Origin of the sequence: Mycobacterium vicinigordonae, assembly GCF_013466425.1 — a bacterium.
In the GTDB taxonomy this organism is placed as follows: domain Bacteria; phylum Actinomycetota; class Actinomycetes; order Mycobacteriales; family Mycobacteriaceae; genus Mycobacterium; species Mycobacterium vicinigordonae.
On the sequence record NZ_CP059165.1, the window covers coordinates 2,875,928 to 2,897,284 of the forward strand.

General features: G+C 66.0%; 15 protein-coding genes and 1 tRNA gene. 7 read left to right on the forward strand and 9 right to left on the reverse strand.

All coding sequences use genetic code 11. The features are described 5' to 3' along the window. Nucleotides 1-136: 136 nt before the first annotated feature. Nucleotides 137-213: transfer RNA gene (locus tag H0P51_RS13120), tRNA-Leu, on the reverse strand. A gap of 81 nt (nucleotides 214-294) precedes the next feature. On the opposite strand from H0P51_RS13120, the gene H0P51_RS13125 reads away from it, so the two are divergent. Beyond that, entirely contained in the window at nucleotides 295-912 is a 618-nt protein-coding gene (locus tag H0P51_RS13125) for an ANTAR domain-containing response regulator (RefSeq protein WP_180918462.1), read from the forward strand. Nucleotides 913-1,072: 160 nt separating this feature from the next. On the opposite strand, the gene H0P51_RS13130 is transcribed toward H0P51_RS13125, so the two are convergent. After that, nucleotides 1,073-2,275: a lipid-transfer protein gene (locus H0P51_RS13130; RefSeq protein WP_180918463.1), complete on the reverse strand. Its 1,203-nt coding sequence runs from the start codon at nucleotides 2,273-2,275 to the stop codon at nucleotides 1,073-1,075. Beyond that, nucleotides 2,272-2,715, reverse strand: coding sequence for a Zn-ribbon domain-containing OB-fold protein (locus H0P51_RS13135; protein ID WP_180918464.1), 444 nt, complete (start codon nucleotides 2,713-2,715; stop codon nucleotides 2,272-2,274). The genes H0P51_RS13130 and H0P51_RS13135 overlap by 4 nt, the downstream gene beginning before the upstream one ends. A 52-nt stretch (nucleotides 2,716-2,767) precedes the next feature. Between H0P51_RS13135 and polA the strand changes: the two genes are divergently transcribed. The 4 genes from polA (at nucleotide 2,768) to H0P51_RS13155 (ending at nucleotide 9,289) form a co-directional block, all read left to right on the forward strand. Then, nucleotides 2,768-5,488, forward strand: coding sequence for a DNA polymerase I (gene polA / locus H0P51_RS13140; RefSeq protein ID WP_180918465.1), 2,721 nt, complete (start codon nucleotides 2,768-2,770; stop codon nucleotides 5,486-5,488). 132 nt (nucleotides 5,489-5,620) lie between these two features. Further along, nucleotides 5,621-7,066, forward strand: a complete 1,446-nt coding sequence (gene rpsA, locus H0P51_RS13145; RefSeq protein WP_180918466.1) for a 30S ribosomal protein S1 — start codon at nucleotides 5,621-5,623, stop codon at nucleotides 7,064-7,066. 9 nt (nucleotides 7,067-7,075) lie between these two features. Further along, nucleotides 7,076-8,290, forward strand: a complete 1,215-nt coding sequence (coaE, locus tag H0P51_RS13150) for a dephospho-CoA kinase (protein WP_180918467.1) — start codon at nucleotides 7,076-7,078, stop codon at nucleotides 8,288-8,290. A 21-nt stretch (nucleotides 8,291-8,311) separates the two neighbouring features. Further along, entirely contained in the window at nucleotides 8,312-9,289 is a 978-nt protein-coding gene (locus tag H0P51_RS13155; protein ID WP_180918468.1) for a DUF2889 domain-containing protein, read from the forward strand. A gap of 20 nt (nucleotides 9,290-9,309) precedes the next feature. Here H0P51_RS13155 and H0P51_RS13160 read toward each other — a convergent pair whose 3' ends face one another. After that, on the reverse strand, nucleotides 9,310-9,948 hold the full coding sequence (locus tag H0P51_RS13160) for a TetR/AcrR family transcriptional regulator (RefSeq protein ID WP_180918469.1): 639 nt from the start codon (nucleotides 9,946-9,948) through the stop codon (nucleotides 9,310-9,312). Nucleotides 9,949-10,090: 142 nt separating this feature from the next. Between H0P51_RS13160 and H0P51_RS13165 the strand changes: the two genes are divergently transcribed. Beyond that, nucleotides 10,091-10,540, forward strand: coding sequence for a hypothetical protein (locus H0P51_RS13165; RefSeq protein WP_180918470.1), 450 nt, complete (start codon nucleotides 10,091-10,093; stop codon nucleotides 10,538-10,540). On the opposite strand, the gene H0P51_RS13170 is transcribed toward H0P51_RS13165, so the two are convergent. Both H0P51_RS13170 and H0P51_RS13175 read right to left on the reverse strand, forming a co-directional pair. After that, nucleotides 10,537-10,977: a ribonuclease FAU-1 family protein gene (locus H0P51_RS13170; protein WP_180918941.1), complete on the reverse strand. Its 441-nt coding sequence runs from the start codon at nucleotides 10,975-10,977 to the stop codon at nucleotides 10,537-10,539. The genes H0P51_RS13165 and H0P51_RS13170 overlap by 4 nt on opposite strands. A 75-nt stretch (nucleotides 10,978-11,052) precedes the next feature. After that, on the reverse strand, nucleotides 11,053-13,632 hold the full coding sequence (locus H0P51_RS13175) for an FHA domain-containing protein (protein ID WP_246398611.1): 2,580 nt from the start codon (nucleotides 13,630-13,632) through the stop codon (nucleotides 11,053-11,055). Between the two features lie 161 nt (nucleotides 13,633-13,793). Between H0P51_RS13175 and H0P51_RS13180 the strand changes: the two genes are divergently transcribed. Next, nucleotides 13,794-15,803, forward strand: a complete 2,010-nt coding sequence (locus H0P51_RS13180) for a serine/threonine-protein kinase (RefSeq protein WP_180918472.1) — start codon at nucleotides 13,794-13,796, stop codon at nucleotides 15,801-15,803. Nucleotides 15,804-15,834: 31 nt separating this feature from the next. On the opposite strand, the gene H0P51_RS13185 is transcribed toward H0P51_RS13180, so the two are convergent. The 3 genes from H0P51_RS13185 to H0P51_RS13195 are packed head-to-tail and all read right to left on the reverse strand — an operon-like array spanning nucleotide 15,835 to nucleotide 21,339. After that, on the reverse strand, nucleotides 15,835-19,197 hold the full coding sequence (locus H0P51_RS13185) for an ATP-binding protein (RefSeq protein WP_180918473.1): 3,363 nt from the start codon (nucleotides 19,195-19,197) through the stop codon (nucleotides 15,835-15,837). Continuing rightward, nucleotides 19,190-19,888, reverse strand: a complete 699-nt coding sequence (locus tag H0P51_RS13190) for a DUF4194 domain-containing protein (RefSeq protein WP_180918474.1) — start codon at nucleotides 19,886-19,888, stop codon at nucleotides 19,190-19,192. Before H0P51_RS13190 ends, H0P51_RS13185 begins: the two co-directional genes overlap by 8 nt. After that, nucleotides 19,885-21,339 (reverse strand): DUF3375 domain-containing protein, encoded by a 1,455-nt coding sequence (locus H0P51_RS13195; protein ID WP_180918475.1) that lies wholly within the window; start codon nucleotides 21,337-21,339, stop codon nucleotides 19,885-19,887. The genes H0P51_RS13190 and H0P51_RS13195 overlap by 4 nt, the downstream gene beginning before the upstream one ends. Nucleotides 21,340-21,357 lie beyond the last annotated feature (18 nt).

Sequence of the window (21,357 nt, forward strand, 5' to 3'; positions counted from 1 at the left end):
TCAGGGGTGACGCCGGTATTCCACCGGGACGATGCACGGCCGCGGGGATCAGGCGAGGTACTTCTTCTCGCCGATGAACACCCACATGCCCCGATACAAGCACTAACGGCTTGATGTCGATAGCGGTGGAGGTTTGTGGTGCCCTCGGTGAGATTCGAACTCACACTGTACGGGTTTTGAATCCGTTTCCTCTGCCAGTTGGGATACGAGGGCGGGTCGCTGTCGCAGTCCGGAGTACACGATAGAGGAACCCCCCAGGTTCCCCGCCACAGGCGTCACGACAGAATGTCCGTCATGACGGGCCCCACCTCCGATGCCGCCGCCGCCCCGAGGCGGCGGGTCCTGATCGCCGAAGACGAAGCGCTGATCCGCATGGACTTGGCTGAGATGCTGCGAGAGGAGGGCTACGAGATCGTCGGCGAGGCCGGCGACGGGCAGGAAGCTGTCGAACTGGCCGAGCAGCACAAGCCCGACCTGGTGATCATGGACGTGAAGATGCCGCGCCGCGACGGGATCGACGCGGCCTCCGAGATCGCAAGTAAGCGCATCGCGCCGATCGTGGTGCTGACCGCCTTCAGCCAGCGCGACCTTGTCGAGCGGGCACGGGACGCCGGTGCAATGGCTTACCTGGTCAAGCCCTTCACGGCCAGCGATCTGATCCCTGCGATCGAGCTGGCGATGAGCCGGTTCAGTGAGCTTTCTGCGCTGGAAAAAGAAGTGGCGACGCTGTCCGACCGGCTGGAGACTCGCAAGCTGATCGAACGCGCCAAGGGCCTACTGCAGGTTAAGCAGGGCATGAGCGAGCCCGAGGCGTTCAAGTGGATTCAGCGCGCCGCGATGGACCGCCGGACCTCGATGAAGCGCGTGGCCGAGGTGGTGCTGGAAACCCTGGATACCCCGAAGGACGCTTGAGCCCCAGCAAGCGAGAGTACTAACTCGCGAGAGTCCTCGTATGTACGGTAATTCAGCCTTGCGACCGTACTTTTGGGGGCGCTCGCGGGCAGGGTGGCAGCTTGAGGGCCTCGCGGCCCGGGTGGCAGCTTCTTGGCCCGCGGGCAGAAGCTAAGCGGCCTTAGCGGGCGACGACTACCGACGACCCATGCCCGAACAGGCCCTGATTCGCGGTTACGCCCACCTTCGCGCCCTCTACCTGTCGACCGGTCGCCTGACCCCGCAGTTGCCAGGTCAACTCGCAGACCTGCGCGATCGCCTGTGCGGGTATCGCCTCGCCGAAGCACGCCAGCCCGCCCGACGGGTTCACCGGAACGCGGCCACCGATCGTCGTCGCCCCGGACCGCAGCAGCTGCTCGGCCTCGCCCCTACCGCACAGCCCGAGGTGCTCGTACCAGTCGAGTTCCAACGCGGTGGACAGGTCGTAGACCTCAGCCAGGTTGACGTCCTGGGGTCCGATGCCAGCTTCGGCGTAGGCGGCGTCGAGGATCTGGTCCTTGAAGACCCGCTCGGGTCCAGGCACCACCGCAGTGGAATCCGTTGCAATATCCGGCAATTCGGGCAGATGCTGCGGGTAGCGCGGTGTCACAGTGCTGACTGCCCGCACCGACGGAACACCGTCCAGCGAGCCGAGGTGCTTGCGGGCAAACTCGGCGCTGGCCACGATCAGGGCAGCCGCGCCATCGGAGGTGGCGCAGATGTCGAGCTGACGCAACGGGTCGGACACCACCGGGCTGGCCAGCACGTCCTCCACCGAGGACTCCTTGCGATAGCGGGCGTTGGGGTTCTGCAACCCGTGCCGGGAGTTTTTCACCTTCACCTGCGCGAAGTCCTCCGACGTCGCGCCGTAGAGGTCCATCCGGCGCCGTGCCAGCAGTGCGAAGTAGACCGGGTTCATCGCGCCGATGAGATGGAAGCGTTGCCAGTCGGGGTCATTCTTGCGCTCACCGCCGACCGGGGCGAACGCACCCTTTGGCGTGGTGTCGGCGCCGATCACCAGGGCGACGTCGCAGAAGCCGGCCAGGATCTGGGCCCGCGCGCTCTGCAAGGCCTGTGAGCCGCTGGCGCAGGCGGCGTACGACGACGACACCGGCACGCCGTTCCAGCCGAGCTTCTGCGCGAAGGTCGACCCGGCAATAAAGCCCGGGTAGCCGTTGCGGATCGTGTCGGCGCCGGCGACCAGCTGAATCTGCCGCCAGTCCAGCCCAGCTTCGGCCAGGGCGGCTCGCGCGGCCACCACACCGTATTCGGTAAAGTCGCGGCCCCATTTGCCCCACGGGTGCATGCCGGCGCCGAGGATGTAGAGCGGTTCGGGTGTGCTCATGATGCGATCCTCCAGGCGTGCACGATGCGCTTGACACCGTCGTCGCCGGTGAACAGCGGCATCGTCGTCAGCTCCATCTCCATGCCGACCTTTAGGTCGGCTGCCAGCGTGCCCTCCACCACCTTGCCGAGCACGATGATGCCCTCGTGGGCCAGTTCCACCGCGGCGATCGCGAACGGCTCGAAATCAGCCGGCGCTGGATAGGGGGCCGGCGGGGGGTATCGATTCTCGGTGTAGCTCCACAGCTTTCCGCGATTGGACAGGGCGACGGCTTCGAGCGTGTCGCTGTCGCAGGCCGGATTCGGGCAGTTGTTCTCCCGCGGCGGGAACACGTATGTGCCACACTGCGGGCATTTGCTGCCGATCAGGTGAGTGGTTCCGTTGTCGTCGGTGGCGAACCATCCGTCGATCGCAGGTTGCTGGCTGGTGACTTCGGGCACCGGGCAAGACTACCAAGCGCTTGTTTGGGTACACCAGGGCGCGTCGGACCCGATGCCTAGAGTGAATCTCGTGACTGCCACCTCCCAGGATCAAACCAAGCCGACCCTGATGCTCCTGGACGGCAATTCGCTGGCGTTCCGGGCCTTTTACGCTCTGCCTGCGGAGAACTTCAAGACGCGCGGCGGGCTGACCACCAACGCGGTCTACGGCTTCACCGCCATGTTGATCAACCTGCTGCGCGATGAGACTCCAACTCATATCGCCGCGGCCTTCGACGTCTCACGCCAGACATTCCGCTCCGAGCGCTACCCCGAATACAAGGCCAACCGGTCCTCGACGCCCGACGAGTTTCACGGCCAGATCGACATCACCAAGGAGGTGCTCAACGCACTGGGCATCACCGTGCTGGCCGAACCGGGGTTCGAGGCCGACGACATCATCGCCACGCTGGCCACCCAGGCCGAGGGCGAGGGCTACCGGGTGCTGGTGGTCACCGGCGACCGCGACTCCCTGCAATTGGTCAGCGACGACGTCACCGTGCTCTACCCACGCAAGGGCGTCAGCGAACTCACCCGCTTCACCCCCGACGCCGTCGTCGAGAAATACGGACTCACCCCGAAGCAGTACCCGGACTTCGCCGCACTGCGCGGCGACCCCAGCGACAACCTGCCCGGCATTCCGGGAGTGGGGGAGAAGACCGCCTCGAAGTGGATCATCGAATACGGCTCACTGCAGTCGCTGGTCGACAACGTCGACTCGGTGCGCGGCAAAGTCGGCGACGCTTTACGGGCGCACGTGGCCAACGTTGTCCTCAACAGGGACCTGACCGAACTCGTGAAGGACGTGCCGCTGGCGCAGACGCCCGACACGCTGCGGTTGCAACCGTGGGACCGCGACCACATCCACCGGCTCTTCGACGACCTCGAGTTCCGCGTCTTGCGGGACCGCCTGTTCGACACGCTCGCTGCCGTCGAGCCCGAGGTCGACGAAGGGTTCGATGTGCGCGGCGGTGCCCTCGAGCCCGGATCCGTGCGGCAGTGGCTGGACGCGCATGTCGGCGACGGGCGCCGCGCTGGCCTGACGGTGGTCGGCACCCACCTGCCGCACGGCGGTGACGCGACGGCGCTGGCCATTGCTGCCGCCGACGGTGACGGCGCCTACCTGGACACGGCCACGCTGACACCCGAGGATGACGCCGCACTGGCAGAGTGGCTGGCCGACACCGACAAGCCCAAGGCGCTGCACGAGGCGAAGTTGGCCATCCACGACCTTGCCGGCCGTGGCTGGACGCTGGCCGGCGTCACCTCCGATACCGCGCTGGCTGCCTACCTGGTGCGGCCGGGGCAGCGCAGCTTCACCCTCGACGATCTCTCGCTGCGCTATCTGCGCCGCGAGTTACGGGCGGAAACTGCTGAGCAACAACAACTTTCGTTGCTCGATGACGACGATGGCACCGACGAGCAGGCCGTCCAAACCGCAATCTTGCGGGCCCGCGCCGTCATCGACCTGGCCAACGCCCTGGACGCCGAACTGGACCGCATCGACTCCACGGCGCTGCTAGGGGAGATGGAGCTCCCGGTGCAGCAGGTGCTGGCCGACTTGGAAGCTGCCGGCATCGCCGTCGACCTCGGCCTGCTAACCGACCTGCAGAACCAGTTCGCCGACCAGATCCGCGACGCCGCTGAAGCCGCCTTTGCAGTGATCGGCAAGCAGATCAACCTGGGCTCGCCCAAGCAGCTGCAAGTGGTGCTGTTCGACGAGCTGGGCATGCCCAAGACCAAACGCACCAAGACCGGCTACACCACGGATGCGGACGCCCTGCAGTCGCTGTTCGACAAGACAGGCCACCCGTTCCTGCAGCATCTGCTCACCCACCGCGACGTCACCCGGCTCAAGGTCACCGTCGACGGGCTGCTGAACTCGGTGGCTAGTGACGGCCGCATCCACACCACGTTCAACCAGACCGTCGCCGCCACTGGACGGCTCTCATCCACCGAACCCAACCTGCAGAACATCCCGATCCGCACCGACGCCGGCCGCCAGATCCGTAATGCGTTCGTGGTGGGACGCGGCTACCACGAGCTGATGACAGCCGACTACAGCCAGATCGAGATGCGAATCATGGCCCACCTATCCCGCGATGAGGGGCTGATCGAAGCCTTCAACACCGGCGAGGACTTGCACTCGTTCGTGGCTGCACGGGCGTTCGGTGTGCCGATCGACGAGGTCACTGCCGAACTGCGGCGCCGGGTCAAGGCGATGTCGTACGGTCTGGCCTACGGACTGAGCGCCTACGGCTTATCGGCCCAGCTCAAGATCTCCACCGAAGAGGCCAAGGAACAGATGGACCAGTACTTCGCCCGGTTTGGCGGGGTACGCGACTACCTGATGGCCGTGGTGGAACAGGCCCGCAAGGACGGCTACACCTCGACCGTGCTGGGCCGGCGGCGCTACCTGCCAGAACTGGACAGCAGCAACCGCCAGGTCCGCGAGGCCGCCGAACGCGCCGCACTCAACGCGCCCATCCAGGGCAGCGCCGCGGACATCATCAAGGTGGCGATGATTGAGGTCGACAAGGCGATCAAGGACGCCAAGCTGGCGTCGCGCATGTTGCTGCAGGTGCACGACGAGTTGTTGCTGGAGATCGCCCCGGGCGAGCGCGAGCAAGTGGAAGCACTGGTACGCGACAAGATGGGCGGCGCGTACCCGCTGGACGTGCCGTTGGAGGTGTCGGTCGGCTACGGCCACAGCTGGGATTCGGCGGCGCACTGAGCTGTTCCGGGCCGCAGCAGTCACCTACGCACAGTGGGACCGGGTTTGGCCAGCATGTAGGCGGTCGAGTAGCCTCGACGGGTAAACCCAAATTGTCCCTGCGATCAATCCTGTCCGGAGCAACCCAACAATATGCCGAGTCCCACCGTCACCTCGCCGCAAGTAGCCATCAACGACATTGGCACCAGCGAGGATTTTCTTGCCGCAATAGACAAAACGATCAAGTACTTCAACGATGGCGACATCGTGGAGGGAACCATCGTCAAAGTGGACCGGGACGAGGTGCTCCTCGACATCGGCTACAAGACCGAAGGGGTAATCCCCGCCCGCGAGCTCTCCATCAAACACGACGTCGATCCCAATGAGGTCGTTTCCGTCGGTGACGAGGTCGAGGCCCTGGTTCTCACCAAAGAGGACAAAGAGGGCCGGCTGATCCTGTCCAAGAAGCGCGCCCAGTACGAGCGCGCCTGGGGCACCATCGAGGAGCTCAAGGAGAAGGACGAGGCCGTCAAGGGCACCGTCATTGAGGTCGTCAAGGGCGGCCTGATCCTCGACATCGGGCTGCGTGGCTTCCTGCCCGCCTCGCTTGTCGAGATGCGCCGGGTGCGTGACCTGCAGCCGTACATCGGCAAGGAGATCGAAGCCAAGATCATCGAGCTGGACAAGAACCGCAACAACGTGGTGCTGTCCCGCCGCGCCTGGCTGGAGCAGACCCAGTCCGAGGTACGTAGCGAATTCCTCAACCAGCTGCAGAAGGGCACCATCCGCAAGGGTGTGGTCTCTTCCATCGTCAACTTCGGCGCTTTCGTCGACCTCGGTGGGGTGGACGGCCTGGTACACGTCTCGGAGCTGTCCTGGAAGCACATCGACCACCCGTCCGAGGTGGTGACGGTGGGCGATGAGGTCACCGTCGAGGTTCTCGACGTCGACATGGACCGCGAGCGGGTTTCGTTGTCGCTGAAGGCGACTCAGGAAGACCCGTGGCGCCACTTCGCCCGCACCCACGCCATCGGCCAGATCGTGCCGGGCAAGGTCACCAAGCTGGTGCCGTTCGGTGCGTTCGTGCGCGTCGAGGAGGGCATCGAGGGCCTGGTGCACATCTCCGAGCTGGCCGAGCGCCACGTCGAGGTCCCCGACCAAGTGGTCGCCGTCGGCGACGACGCGATGGTCAAGGTCATCGACATCGACCTGGAACGGCGCCGAATTTCGTTGTCGCTCAAGCAGGCCAACGAGGACTACACCGATGAGTTCGACCCCGCCAAGTACGGCATGGCGGACAGCTACGACGAGCAGGGCAACTACATCTTCCCCGAAGGCTTCGATGCCGAAACCAACGAGTGGATCGAAGGTTTCGACGCGCAGCGCAACGAGTGGGAGGCCCGCTACGCCGAGGCCGAGCGTCGGCACAAGATGCACACCGCGCAGATGGAGAAGTTCGCTGCCGCTGAGGCCGCCGAACACAGCAGCGGTGGCAGCAGCTCGTCGAGCAGCAGCTCTTCGGAGAAGTCCGCGGGCGGGTCGCTGGCCAGCGACGCGCAGCTGGCTGCTCTGCGCGAAAAGCTCGCCGGCAACGCGTAATACGCACGGATGCTGCGCATCGGGCTGACCGGCGGAATCGGCGCCGGCAAGTCGGCGCTGTCCAAGACGTTCTCGGAGTGCGGCGGCATCATCGTCGACGGTGATGTCATCGCGCGCGAGGTCGTCGAGCGGGGCACCGAGGGGCTAGCGGCACTGGTCGACGCTTTCGGCGAGGAAATTCTGCTGCCTGACGGTGCGCTGGATCGACCGGCGTTGGCGGCCAAGGCTTTTGCCGATGACGATGAGCGCAAGAAGCTCAACGGCATTGTGCACCCCTTGGTCGCCAAGCGCCGCGCCGCGATCATCGCTGCGGTATCGCAGGATTCCGTTGTGGTGGAGGACATTCCGCTGCTGGTGGAATCGGGGATGGCGCCACTGTTCCCGCTGGTGGTCATTGTGCACGCGGACGTCGAACTGCGCGTGCGACGGCTGGTCGAGCAGCGGGGTATGACCGAAGACGACGCCCGGGCTCGTATCGCCGCGCAGGCAACCGACGAGCAGCGCCGCGCCGTCGCTGACATCTGGCTGGACAACTCGGGAAGTCAAGGGGAGTTAGTCGAGCGGGCGAAAGACGTATGGCACAACCGGATCCTGCCGTTTGCGCATAATCTCACGGAGCGCCAGCCTGCGTGGGCGCAGGCACGGCTGGTCCCTGCCGACCCGACCTGGCCGGACCAGGCCCGGCGCATCGTCAACCGGCTCAAGACCACGTGTGGGCACCGGGCGGTTCGCGTCGACCACATCGGCTCAACGGCAGTGCCCGACCTTGACGCCAAAGACGTCATCGACATTCAGGTGACGGTCGGATCGCTGGACGTGGCCGACGAACTCGTTGAACCGTTGCTGGCTGCGGGCTACCCTCGCCTCGAGCACATCACCCAAGACTCCGCCAAGTCCGATGCCCGCAGCACCGTCGCCAGCTTCGACCATAGTGACGACCCAGCATTGTGGCACAAACGTATTCACGCCTCCGCCGATCCCGGACGCCGGACCAACGTGCACATCCGGATAGACGGGCGGCCCAATCAGCAGTTCGCGCTGTTGTTCGTGGACTGGCTCAAGGCCAACCCCGGCGCCCGCAAGGACTACCTGGAAGTCAAGCGGGCAGCCGACGCGAGTGGCGGCGGTGACATCATCCGCTACGTCACCGCCAAGGAGCCCTGGTTCCTCGATGCCTACCGCCGCGCGTGGGAGTGGGCCGACACCACCGGCTGGAAGCCCTGAGGGGCCGAGTACCTTTTTTTCATGCCGTTCGTCACCGACATCCTTGGACCACGACGGCCCGTCACGGATTTGGCGCCGTCCCTTGACCCCGGTCGGCTGCGCCGCACCAGCACCATCGACACCCATCCGGGTGTGCCGGGTGAATCCATTGCCGACCTGCGGGGGCGCGATGCGGTAGGCACCGAGGATGGGATCGCGGTGCTCGGGGAAGTCCGGATTGGTGCGCGGCTGGTGGATTTCGTCGTCGACGAGATCGAGTCAACACCGCCGGACGATCGGCTGGACATGCTGCGCGGTCACCGGGTCAGCCGGGGTTTCCGGGCCAAACTGACCGAGTTGCTTCGCGACGAAGTGTGCAAATCCAGCCTGATTCACCTGCTGCTCGACGACTGGGTTGGTGCGGCGCTGGTGTCGGGCTATGCCCTTGCGCACGCGGCGATCGTCCTGGGTGTCGAGCAGACGATGCCGCCAGGTGTGGCTGATCGGATGGCCGGGATCTGTGCGGGTTTCGCGCCGGAGGCGTCCCTGGTCGACTATGCCCGCCGACACGATGTCATCCCGACCGGCCGCGGCCCGCTGGCTCCGCCGCTGGACGGACTGCACGCCGTCGCGCCGCTGCGACAGCGGGGAATGCGACGATTCCGCCGGCTCGACGCATGGCCGGTGGACGACGGGTTGGTGGAATTCGATGCGCACTTTCGCGATTCCCACCTGGACGACGACCTGGTGGAGACGATCTTGCACGAGTACACGGTGACCGGCAGGGTCGACGAGAGGACCCGCACCGTCACATCCGCGCACGCCGATGTGCGGGTGCTGCCGTGGCAGGAATGCCCGGGTGCCATCGGAAGCGCGGCGCGTATCGCGGGCATGACCCTGACCGAGCTGCGGGACCGCGTCCGGGGCGAATTCGTCGGAACCAGTACCTGCACGCATCTCAACGACACGCTTCGCACGATCGCCGACCTGGATGCGCTGCTGAATCTGTCCACCCGCTAGCAGCCGTCAGGGTCGCCGCGCTAGTGCTCGATGCGGTGCTGGTCGGGGGTTAATCCGTTCTTCGAACGCCCGCTCGCAGTCTGATCACCCGGCTGCGGGGCAGCGAGATATCCGGTCAGCATCAGGACGATCTCGTCCTCGGCGTCATCGAAGTCGACATCTTCCCCGGAAGCGACCAGCCTATGGACCAGTGACTCGATGGTGGCCACCACGATTTGGGCGGTGAGTTTGCCGGGCCGTATTCCGGGGAATCGCGCCAGCAGCTGGGCGGCCGCAGCCACGCTGAACCGCTCCAGCTCGCGCAACCGGTCGAGAAACTCTGGCGCCCGCGGAGCCTCCTCGAACAGCACGCGGTGCAGGCGCGGATTGTGCCGGTGGTTGTCGATGGTCGCGCGCACGAACAGCCGCACCGTCTCTTCCAGTCCCGCGGGCAGCCCCCCGGACAACCGCTCTGCCAGCAGCGCGGCCCCGGCCTCCACATGCTCGTCCATCAGAGCGCGCAGCACCGCGTCCTTGTTGGGGAAGTACTGGTACAACGAACCGATCGAAACTCCTGCCCGCTCGGCGATGCGGTTGGTGGTGCCGGCGGCGTACCCGTATTCGGCGAAAATCTGAGCCGAGGCCTCAAGGATGCGTTGCCGGGTCTGGGTGGCCCGCATCTGTTGAGGCTGCTTGCGCTGCCGAAACCGGTCAGTCGGGGTGATCCTGGGCCTCCCGGTGCTGGCGGGTCAAAAGCGAGTAGTCATTGGACGGTCCTACCAGGAAAATTAGGGTTACCTAACCATGCTTGAGGAGTCCGAAATGCGTACCGTCCACATTGAAACTATCCTGCCCAGCTGCGCCGAGCGGGTGTGGCCGGCGATGCTCTCCCCGGCCACCTTTCTCTACGTCTGCAAGGGGCTGTTCGGATTCCCGGCGCTGGCGGGCCGCACCGAGGAGTTGCGGCTGGGGGAAAAGGGCACTGGATGGCTGATGGCGTTTCACGTCGTCCCCGCCTACCGGCACACCATCGAAATCGTCGAGGTCGACGCGGCGACCGGAACGATTCGGACCCACGAACATGGCGGCGTCCTCAAAACCTGGAACCACACCCTGCATGTCGAACCCCTCGGCGCCAATTCATGCCGCTACAGCGACACCGTCGATATCGATGCCGGCGTCCTCACCGATGTCGTCGTTGCGGTGGCCAACGGGATCTACCGCTACCGGCAGCGGCGCTGGCGCAAGCTAGCCCGGCGGCACCTGAGCTAAGTGCCGAGCCAGCTGAGCTGGATGCCATCGGCCACCAGCCACGCCATCAGGTCGTACCCGTGACCGGCCAGCCCGTCAATGGCCGCCACGGCCCGGCGCACCGCCCGCTCGGCCACGTCGGGAGTCAACAGACCTTGGCGTAGGGCTTCGAGCAGTTCGTCCACGTCGGCCAGTTCCGCGCTGCGACCGGTGCGCACTTCGATGTCGAGGTAGTGGTCCTCCGAACGCCACACCGTGTCGCCTGGCGTGTACTCGCCGACATCGAGGTAGTAGTCGTGGTCGCGTTCGTGGCCGGGGTTGAAGTGAAACACCGTGGCGCGCAAGCCCATCGACGGCAATAGCCAGGACTCGAGGTAGTGGAACTGAGCGCGGCCGGGAGTGGGCCGGGCCAGATACAGCCCCCACGGATGCACCGCGTACTCGTCCACAGCCCGCACCATGCCCTTCGGGTCGGTGTTGGTGCGGGCGGTCAGGTCGAATGTCTCATGCTTGGGAGGATGGATGCGGTCAGCCTACCGGCGCAGCCGGATCTTCCATCGCACAAAGCAGGCGTAGAACACGGACAACGCGACGAGCATGCCCATATCGAGCAGCCAGATCTTCGATGTGTGCTGCCAGAACCGGTCCTTGGGGATCAGCGAACCCGGGACAAGATTCCGCACGTCCACCGTGGCGGCGGCAGCCGCGTACCCCCAGCGTGCTGGCACCACCGTGGAGACCTGCTCCAGCACTATCCGGTTGGTCACCGGGACCATGCCGCCGCACAGCACCAGCTGCGCCATGATCGACACCACGAACAAGGGCATGATCTGCTCGTTGGAGCGCACCAGCGCCGAGATCGCAAGACCCAGAATCGCCGATGCCACGCAGGTCGCCGCAACTGTGAGGAATAACTCGAAGGTGGCCGCCACGTTCCCGTGTCCCAGCACCAGCCCGCCGCGGGTCGGTCCGCCCTTACCCACGATGACGATGGTGGTGGCGACCGCCGCCTGCAGCACCGCGAACACGCAGAACACCGCGGTTTTAGCCAGCAGATAAGCCGTCGTCGACAAACCCACCGCCTGCTCGCGCTGGAAAATTGCCCGCTCGCCAACCAGGTCGCGGATGGTCAGCGCGGTGCCCATGAAAGCCGCCGCCAGCAGCAGCAGGTTGAGGATCTGCGCCGACTCGTCGGGTGTCCCGGCATGCTCGGCGACCGTGCGAAATCCGTTGGAGCCAGGCACGGTCAGGGACAACGTGCCCAACACGAACGGCAGCAGGGCAAGAAACACGAAGTAGGCGCGGTCGGAGACCACCAGGCGCACCTGGCGCCGCGCGATCGTCGAGATCTGCCGCCGCAAACTCGTGTGCACCGGCTTGCCCAACTCGGCGGGCTCGGCATCCTCGGCAGGACGCTTGACCGCCTGACTCTGTGCCAGGAAGCGGCGGTTGGCCTCGTCTGGATCGGCGCCCACCTGCGTAAAGATCTTGGCCCAGTTGGTGGTGCCCATCGCCGAGCCGATCTGGTCGGGTGGACCGCAGTACGCGGTCTTACCGCCTGGCGCCACCAGCAGCAACTGGTCGCAGATGTCCAGGTAAGACAGCATGTGCGTCACCACGATCACCACCCGGCCGGCGTCGGCGAGCGCCCGCAGCATGGTCATCACCTGGTGGTCCAGGGCGGGGTCCAGACCGGAGGTCGGCTCATCCAGGATCAGCAGCGACGGTCCGGTGAGCAGCTCGAGGGCCACGGAGGCCCGTTTGCGCTGGCCGCCGGAGAGCTTGTCCACCCGGGTGTCAGCGTGCTTGGTGAGATCGAGCTCTTTGAGTACCTGGTTCACCACGCGGGCACGGTCGGATTTGCTGGTGTCGGGCGGCAGCCGGAGTTCGGCAGCGTAGCCCAGGGCCTGATTGACGGTGAGCTGACGGTGCACCACGTCGTCCTGCGGGACCATCCCGATTCTGCTGCGCAGCGACGCATACTCGCCGTGGATGTCGTGGCCCTCGAACGTCACCGAGCCGGACGTCGGGCGGGCGTAGCCCGCGATGAGCCTGGCCAAGGTGCTCTTTCCGGCCCCGGACCCGCCGATTACGGCGGTCAGCGTGCCCGGCCGCGCGACCAGTGAGATGCCGTCCAGCAATTGCTTGCCGTTGTCCACGGTGTAGTCGACGTTGCGCACCTCCAGCCCGCCGGTACGAGTGGCGGTTTCGCTGCGGGGGACCAGCGTGCCGTCGCTGAACACCAGGTCGACGTTGCCGATGGTGACCACGTCGCCCTCGGCGAGGATCGCCGACCCTACCCGGGTGCCGTTGACGAACGTCCCGTTGACGCTGCGGTCTTGGACCTCGGTGCCCAGCGGGGTAAGCCGCAGGGTGGCGTGCTGGCGACTTGCCAGCACGTCGGAGACGACGATGTCGTTGTCGTTGGCGCGGCCGATGGAGATGACACCAGTGGATCTCGCCGGTTCCGAACCCCGCTGCGATCGCGGGGCCAGGATTTTCACCATCCGGGTGGCCAGGCCGGACATGTCCGCCGACTTGGCGTCGATGCGGGTGACCTCGGCGGCCGGCCGGTCCAGGTTCACGGTGGTGATCTGTTCCTGGGGCGGCGGGGCGGCGCGTGGCCGCGGTGGTGTGGGACGCCCGTTACGGCGGGCGGGGGGTGGGGCCGGTTGCGGCGGTCGCGGCGCCGGCGCGGCTGGCGGGGGCGGCGGGGTGACCGACCAGGACAGCGTGGGTGGCCCGCTGTCGTGCACCGGGCCGGCGCTGGCGAAGCCATTGCGCGGGCGCACGGGGTGGGTGCGTTGCGCCCCGAGCTCGAACGTCAGGCGTGGCCCGGCTGGATTGCCGATATTGATGCTCTGGCCGTCGTGCACGTCCACTACCGGCATCCGGTAGCCGTTGACGTAGGTTCCGTTCAGCGAGCCATTGTCGATCGCCAGCCAACGCCCCTGCTCGAAGCGCAGGATCAGATGTGCCCGGGAAATCCGCGGATCGGGGATGCGCAGGTCGGCGTGTAAGTCGCGGCCGACGACAATCTCGTAGCCCGGGGCGAAAGAGCGTTGGGAGCCGTCATATCGGATGGTCAGGGCTGGCGGGACGGGTCGGTTCACCACACCAGTATCGGCGCGCTAGCGGGGTTGCTCGATGAGAGTCAGCTGTGCGGTTGCTATGTCTGCGATTGCGCCTCTCATAGCAACTGCACAGCTCGGATCGGGCCCTGCGGCACCTTATCTCGGGCATCATTCGAAGGGGGAAGGAGGGACCAAACGGCATGGAAGATCGGTCTGGGGGCACGCGGCGCCTCAACGCCGGACGGCGAATTCTGGGCAACTCGCGTCAGGCATTACGCGCGGGTGTCCAGTCGCTGCCGGCCACCACCGTCAAGCTGCTGCGCCGCGTTCCGCCCCCCGTCCCGGCACCGAACCCGCCTCCCGCCGAGCACCTCACACCCGCTTCGCGGACGGCGATGGACCGCGGCGCGCAATTCGCCGGCTACACCATTCTGCGGCAGCTGGGCGCCGGCGGGATGGCCGAGGTCTACCTGGCGCTGCACCCCCGGCTGCCGCGTCGTGACGTGATCAAGGTGCTGGCCGAGGCGATCACCGCGGACAGCGAGTTCCGCGAAAGGTTCAACAGGGAAGCCGATCTGGCCGCCACATTGTGGCATCCGCATGTCGTCGGTGTACACGACCGCGGCGAGTTCAACGGGCAGCTCTGGATTTCGATGGACTACGTCGAAGGCACCGATGCCGCCCGACTGGTGCGAGAGTCCCACCCGGATGGCCTTGGAGCCCAAGACGTATGCGCCATCCTCACTGCCGTCGCGGGAGCACTCGACTACGCTCACGACCGCGGGCTGTTGCACCGCGACGTCAAACCCGCCAACATTTTGCTCACCCATCCCGAAGGCGATGAGCGTCGAATCCTGCTGGCGGACTTCGGCGTTGCCCGCCACCTCGCCGATATCAGCGGAATCACCCAGACCAACGTCGCGGTGGGCACAGTCGCGTACGCCGCTCCCGAGCAGTTGGCAGGCACCAACATCGACCGTCGGGCAGACCAATATGCATTGGCCGCCACGGCTTTTCACCTGCTCACCGGCACCCCGCCGTTCCGCAATCCCAACCCGGTCGCGGTGATCAGCCAGCACTTGCACGATGATCCACCCCGGATCAGCGACTACCGGCCCGACTTGGCTTGTCTAGACGACATATTCGACAAGGCGCTGGCCAAAGCACCGGAGGACCGGTTCGATCGGTGTCGGTCTTTCGCCGCAGCGGTGTCAACTGCGGTGGGCGACCCGGCTCCCGACGGCGCAGCCGGCGGCGACGACGCGCCCAAGCGTACCCACCGAATCTCGCCGCGCATCCGGATGACGGCCGCGCTGGTGTGCGCGGTGCTGATCGCCATCGCGGCCACCTGGTCGGCGCTGTACAGCTTCCAGCCCGACCTGATCGATCCCACGTTGGCGGCTCGGCCCGCCGCCCAAGCGCCCGCGCCCGTTGCCCCGGTGGCGGCGCCCTCCGGCAAAATCCTGGACGGCACCTACCGGCTGGATTTCGATCGCTCCAAGCGCACCACCAACGGCACGCCGATGCGCCACAACGGACTCACCACCACCTGGTGGGCCTTCCATTCCGTCTGCACTCCCAACGGGTGTGCGGCAACCGGCGTCCAGCTCGACCAGGCCACCCACCAGGTGGCGGACACCACCGACGGCGGCTCGAGCGACACGCTGCGGTTCGTCGCCGGCTACTGGCAGGGCGCCCCGGAGCAACAGCAGGTTCCCTGTCATGAGCCGAACGCACCGGCGCCGGCCACCCAGCAGGAGACCGTCGCGTTTTCTCTGGCACCACAGGCCGACGGGACGTTGCGCGGTGTGCAAACCGAGAGCGTCGGCAGCAACGAGTGCGGCGCGCAGGGGGCGGTGACTCGGGTGCCGGTGGTGGCCACCCGCGTGGGGGACGTGCCGCCGGAACTGACGCTGAGCGACCCCGCGCAGGCGGTCAGCGCGGCCCTCGCGCCGGCGTCCCGGCCGACGCCGCCCGTGCTCGGTGGCGCGTGCACTGACGCGGACAAGCTGGCCTACGACCAGACCAGCAACGAACAGGTTGTCTGCGAAGGCAACACCTGGGACAAGGCGCCGATCACCACCGGAGTGCACTCCGCGGGCAGCACCTGCGATAGGCCGGACATCCCAGTGTTCGCGATGTCGGCCTCCAACGACGGTTACCTGATCGAGTGCGATCCGGTGAGCCGGATGTGGACGCGGCATCGCTGACGCTTTCTCGCGTCAAACCTCGGTTCTCGCGTCAAACTCCGGCCGGGACTCGCCTGGTCTCGGTGCGCATCTCGTGGCGCAGCGCCGTGAACTCCGAAATGGTTCTGGTGGCCACCGATGCGACCGGGCGGTTGTTGCGGCCGGTGGCCTCGGTCTTGGACACCATCACCACGCTGTCAATGTAGGGCTGGATGGTGGTGGCGTTCTGCACCGTCGCGACGATCACCAGCTGGAAACCGAACTTGCGGAATGCCTGCAATGCCTGCTGAGCGAATTGCGGGTCGGACTTGGAGAACGCCTCGTCGAGCATCAGCTGGGCGAAAACCGGTCTGTTGTCGGTGCTTTCGGGACTGGCCAGGTTGAAGCTCAGCGCGCCGGCCAGGCAGAACGCCATCAGTTTTTCTTGCTCCCCGCCCGAGTTGTCGCCGGCGTTGCTGTGCGTGCGGATGAGTTCGTCGGTGCTGACGTCCCATTCGGCGCAGTCGAATGTGAACCGGTTCCGGACATCCAGTGCGTCGCGGGTCCATGCCCTGTCCTCGGGTGCGTTGGAGGCCAGCCGATTACGCAGCCGCAGAATGTCGGCGTACTGGTCGAGGATGGCCTGCTTGTCGCCGAGTCCGACCTCGGCGATGCGTCGCGATATGGCGCGCACGATTTCGGTGAGTTCATCGACGGCTTGCAGCTGTCGCGGCGTCGCCCGCAAAGTCAACCGGGTGCCGCGGTTGAACTCCACCGCGCCCAGACCGGTGTTTACCCGGTCGATCTGCTCGCTGATGCGCCGCGTCTCCTGCTGCGCGACCCGGTGCAGCGTCAGGATCGCATCTGGTGCCTGCTCGGTAACAAGTCGCAGCATCCGTTCGTAGGCTTCGGGCAGTTCGCGCTCGTCGATGTGCTGGCACAGCGCGACGTAGTCGAACACCCGCTCGTCGAAGTTCTCACTGTCATTCGGAATCGCGTCGGGGAACGAGGTGTCGAACGTGTTGAGGATGCGGGCCAATTCGTCGTAGGAGCGGCGCCGGCTCTCGCGCAGTTGTTCACGGTCCTTCTTGATTGCCGCGAACAAGGCTTCCCGGTGCGGCTCGGGGTCGAGCAATTCCAATACGACCGGAATCGACGCTGCGTAGCGGTGCAGCAATTCGGTCAGCGGTTCGGAGACGAACGGCGGCGCCAGCCGATCCTGCAGATCGAGCAGCCGGGTGCGCCGCTCATCCAGGCTGTCGCGCCGCGTCTGGATGGCACCGCGCCGCGTCATCAATTTCTGTATCTGCGACCAACATTCGTCGGCGCGGGCATTGAGGGCGTCGAGATCGGGGTGATCAGACAGCAGCAACTCGTATTGTTCGCGGAGGCGCTCGGCGTGCCCGTCGGCGGTGTCGGTGTCGATGTGGCTCCACTGCGGGAACTGCTCACAGATCGCCTTGCAGGCCACCGCGCGGTCCCGCCACCGCTGGCGTTGGGCGGCGATCGCGTCGGCGGTGTGGCGGGCCTGCCGGTAGACTTCCTCGGCAGCTGCGAGCTCCAGCGTCAGCGCATTGATCTTGGCCGAAACATCGCCCTGGTAAAGGTATTCGGACGGTTTGATCGGCCGCCGGTCGTCCTTGATCGCCAGCCGGTCGGAGTCCTTGTACAGGCCGGTATCGGTGACTGCGCGGCGGTAGCGGGCGAAAACGTCTGGGGTGTCCACGCAGACGTGGTCGCCGGCGGCGGCGATTACGTCGACGGCCTCTGCCGCGCAGGGGTGGTGGGGGTCGACGGTAAATAGCTTGCCCGCTAACGTCTTCGGATCCAGATCGGCCGGCGCGGCGCCTTGCAGCTTCGTTCGGACATGATGCAGTTGCAGTCGGCCACGCAGGTCGGTCTCGTTGACGAACCGCAGCACCGCTGCCCAATGCTGGTCGGGCACCAGCAGTCGAAGTCCGGTGCCGCGCAGCACCTTCTCGACCGCGAGTCGCCACCGAGTTTGCTCGGGCTGCAGGTCCAGCAGCTCGGCGATGTAGGGCAGGTCATTCGGGTCGGCTGCCACTGCGGCGCAAATCTGGTCGCGCATCGCCAGCGCGAACTCCGGTAGCGCGGAGACGACGTGTTCCACACGGCGCAGTTCCTTGGCGGCTTCGTCGCGGGCGATGCGAGCGGATTTCTGGGCGTATTCGGCGTCGGTGGACGCCTCCCGGTTCCGTTCCACCTTCGCCAGCATCTCGGTGGCCTCGGCCAGCAGCTCCTCGCGGAGGTTCCAGAATTCGTCGGCGGTTTCGGGGATTTCGACGTCTTGTGCGGTCAGCAGGTCTTCGTAGGCGGCGCGCCGGCGGGTAACCTGCTCGGCTTCGGTTTCAGCGGCGGTGACCTGCGACTGTAGTGGGGCGACGTTTGCGCTGGACCCACTGATCTGGGCGTTGAGCGAATCCGCTTCAGCTTTGGCCAGATTCAGCGACCGGGTGACATCCTCGTACTCGTTCTCCAACTGATCGATGGTGCTGTCCAGAGTGGCGATCTGCGCCGGGCACTGCGCGAGCCGGACGTGGTCAGTGAAGGCGCGCACCATCGGTGCATCGACAAGGTCGATGATCCCCAGATCCGAGGACTCTGAGGCGTAGCGCTGCTGGACCTGCTCGATGTCGCCCAGGATGCGCCGCTTGCGCTGGGCGACCGCGAGTAGCTCCCTGGCCTCCACCAGTGGATCGATCTGCTTGAGTGCCTCGGGAAGCCGGGCCAGGCTGTCGGGTTCGTCGAGCATGAAATCGCGGACAAATTGTTCAAGTCCACCGACGCTTTTGAGCGATTTCGCCTTGCCGAGCAGCTGCTGCGCCGCATCGGAGGCGCGAATGCCGATGGTGGCGTACAGCTGCGCTAGATACTGCGACTCGACTTTGGTGGAGAACCGCCAGGCCTGCTTGAACACGCCGGCGTCGAAGCGGCTGGCTGCCCAGCGGTTGCAGATGTCCTCGATGTCGAGGTCACCGTCGCCCAGCACGAATCGACTCGACGAGTCGTTGCGTGAGTCGCCGGTGAGCCACTTGAGCACCAGGCCGGTGACGGTGCGGCCAGAGTCGCCGGTGTAGGTGACCGCGACCGCCGACCATGCGGTTCCGTCGCCCCGCAGGTACATCACCCGGCTGGTGCCGCCGTCGCTGCGTTGCCCCCAGGCGCCGCGCACGTACTTGTCGACGGTTCGTCTTCCTGCGCTTGACCCGGCTGCGGTGTGGTCTCCCGAGGCGTTGAAGTTGCGGCGGTTGAATGGCAGGAAGGCGAGCGAAATCGCGTCCAGCAGTGAGGATTTCCCGCTTCCCGATGCTCCAGCAATCAGCGCACCACCACTGCTGAACGGGATGGTGTGATAACCGTCGAAGACGCCCCAATTGATGACCTGCAACCGGGACAGGTGAAACTGCTCAGTCACCGTCTTCCTCCCGTTGTTCGCCGCGGTCGAGGTCGGCCGCGCCGCCCCTGAGCAGCTGTTCGAACTGCTGCTGTAACTCGGTGATGACGGAGGCGGTCATGATGGCGGTGATGACGGGGCTGATCGTGTAACTGTCGTCGTCGTCGCGGCTTCGGCGCAGGATCTCCAGACCGGCCAATCGGGCGATGGCGCCGTCAATCCGGGCGCTGAACGTGACCGCATCGCGGTCGGTGTCGTTGAGCACTCCAGCGAACAAGCCGTGCATCTCGTCGCGGCTGATTAGGACGGCTTGCCCGCCGGCCGCGCGCATTATCTGGGCCAAATGCAGCGCCAGGATCGAGTCGTAGGTGCCCAGTGGTTCGCGGCGCAACAGCTTGATGCCCCGGGCGGATTCGTAGCGGGCCTGTTCGATGAACGCGATGTCAGTGCCGTCGATGATGCGCAGTTGGAGGTCGAGTTCGGACAGCCGGACCGACAGCTGGGCGCGATACTCGACGACCCAGCTGTAGATGTCGGCGTCGGCTTCCGCGCTGATGTAGCGGCGGGTCAGCAGGTGCTGCAGCGCCCAACATGCCCGGTCCGGGAGCTCGGAGATGTCGCCCTCGAACCGCGGCCTGCGCCCGACCGGCGGAGCTGCCGCCTGGTCGACCTGCGGCAGCGACGAGAAGTCGATATCGGAGTCAGCGCTCACGTGCGGGCTCCCGCGAGAGTGGTGATGGGTTCTGTGAAAGTCAAACGGGGAAGCGCGATTTCACGGTCAGGGCCGTCCAGGGAGCGAAACCGGACGGTGGTCGAACCGACCACGCCGTCCTGCGGTTGTTTTAGCGCCCAGGACCACAACACGATGACGTGACCGAGGTATGCGGTGTCGAGCATTGCGACCGCGTCCGGAAGGCTGACCGGGCCCTTGCGCAGAGTGTCGTTAAGGGCGTCAGCCATGGCGGGGGCGTCGACCTGCGTGGTGAGGGCGGCGAAGCTGCTCAGATCGACCTCTCCGTCGGCAGGCTGGGCGGGTTTCGGTGTGGACAGGTCACCGATCTTGAAGCTGAGCGCGCCGACGGAACTGATGTTGTGGCGGGCCAGCGGGACGTCGATGTCAAGGCGGGAATCGGTTAGCGAGTTCTTGAGGAGCGCGCGTGCCGCCCCGATGGCCTGATTGAGCTGGCGGGCCACGCCGCGTCGTTGTTCCATGGTGCCGAATGCGGTGAACCGTTTGACGCGCTGTGCGCAACGCTGCTGAATGCGTTCGACCTCGTCGATCTGGTGGCCGACAAGTTCGAAGAAGCCGGCCATGATCTTGCGCAGATCCGGGTCGAGGGCGGGCAGTGCGTCGGCAACGGCGGCGACGTCGGCCTCGAATTCGGCGCGTTGGTCGGGGTCGTTGACCATGCGTAGGAAGGCGCGGTGCGAGTCACGGCCTTGGGAGTCCCACGCGGTCTGGTAATCGGAGTACATCTGGCGCTGGCGGTCGCGGTATTCGAGGTTGCTGCCAATCGGTTCGTCGAGGGCGGCGGTCGCCTGCTCGATCATGCTGCCGTACTGGCCGATGTCGGTGATCAGGCGTTCCATCTGCAAAGCGATCGCACGGGCCTCGTCGTAACAGTCGGTGACGTCGGGTGGGGGTCGTTGGCCGGCGTCGAGCTGGTCGAGCTGCTGGTGCAGGGCGTCGATCTCGGCCTCGATCTGCTTGCGGATACGGGCGGGATCTGCGTCCACCCGCAGCGCGACCTGCTTGAGCCGGGCGGCTATGCCGGTAATCGAGCCCCCGGTGGCGATGGTGTCCTGACGCCGCATGCCGCGCAGGAAATCCAGCGCGCGGCGGGTGTCCTGGGTGAGATAGCAGAGGTTCTGCTCGTGGCCGGTGCGGCCGTCTACGACGCGGTGCAACCAGCCCTGGCTGGCCCAGGATTTGATCAGCGCTAGCCCGGACTGGACCTCGCCGATCTCGGCGAGATCGCGTTCGAGCCGCACCACCAGTTCGGTCTCGGGGACGGCGATGTCGCTGAGGTGCCGTTCCATCAGCGTCGCGTAGAGCCCCAGGTTGAGGGTGGCCAGGAGCCGGACTGCCCGTGATCCCTGCAGGTCGCAGTTGAGCGCCAGGAGGTCTGTCACCGGCAGGCCCGCTTTGTCGTCCACCGCCATCCTCTGCTCTCGTCGATG

Coding starts and splice junctions, on each gene's coding strand:
- H0P51_RS13125 (WP_180918462.1), top strand. CDS start 295: ATGACGGGCCCCACCTCCGATGCCGCCGCCGCCCCGAGGCGGCGGGTC.
- rpsA (WP_180918466.1), top strand. CDS start 5,621: ATGCCGAGTCCCACCGTCACCTCGCCGCAAGTAGCCATCAACGACATT.
- H0P51_RS13165 (WP_180918470.1), top strand. CDS start 10,091: ATGCGTACCGTCCACATTGAAACTATCCTGCCCAGCTGCGCCGAGCGG.
- H0P51_RS13160 (WP_180918469.1), bottom strand. CDS start 9,948: ATGCGGGCCACCCAGACCCGGCAACGCATCCTTGAGGCCTCGGCTCAG.
- H0P51_RS13155 (WP_180918468.1), top strand. CDS start 8,312: ATGCCGTTCGTCACCGACATCCTTGGACCACGACGGCCCGTCACGGAT.
- H0P51_RS13130 (WP_180918463.1), bottom strand. CDS start 2,275: ATGAGCACACCCGAACCGCTCTACATCCTCGGCGCCGGCATGCACCCG.
- coaE (WP_180918467.1), top strand. CDS start 7,076: ATGCTGCGCATCGGGCTGACCGGCGGAATCGGCGCCGGCAAGTCGGCG.
- H0P51_RS13195 (WP_180918475.1), bottom strand. CDS start 21,339: ATGGCGGTGGACGACAAAGCGGGCCTGCCGGTGACAGACCTCCTGGCG.
- H0P51_RS13180 (WP_180918472.1), top strand. CDS start 13,794: ATGGAAGATCGGTCTGGGGGCACGCGGCGCCTCAACGCCGGACGGCGA.
- polA (WP_180918465.1), top strand. CDS start 2,768: ATGCCTAGAGTGAATCTCGTGACTGCCACCTCCCAGGATCAAACCAAG.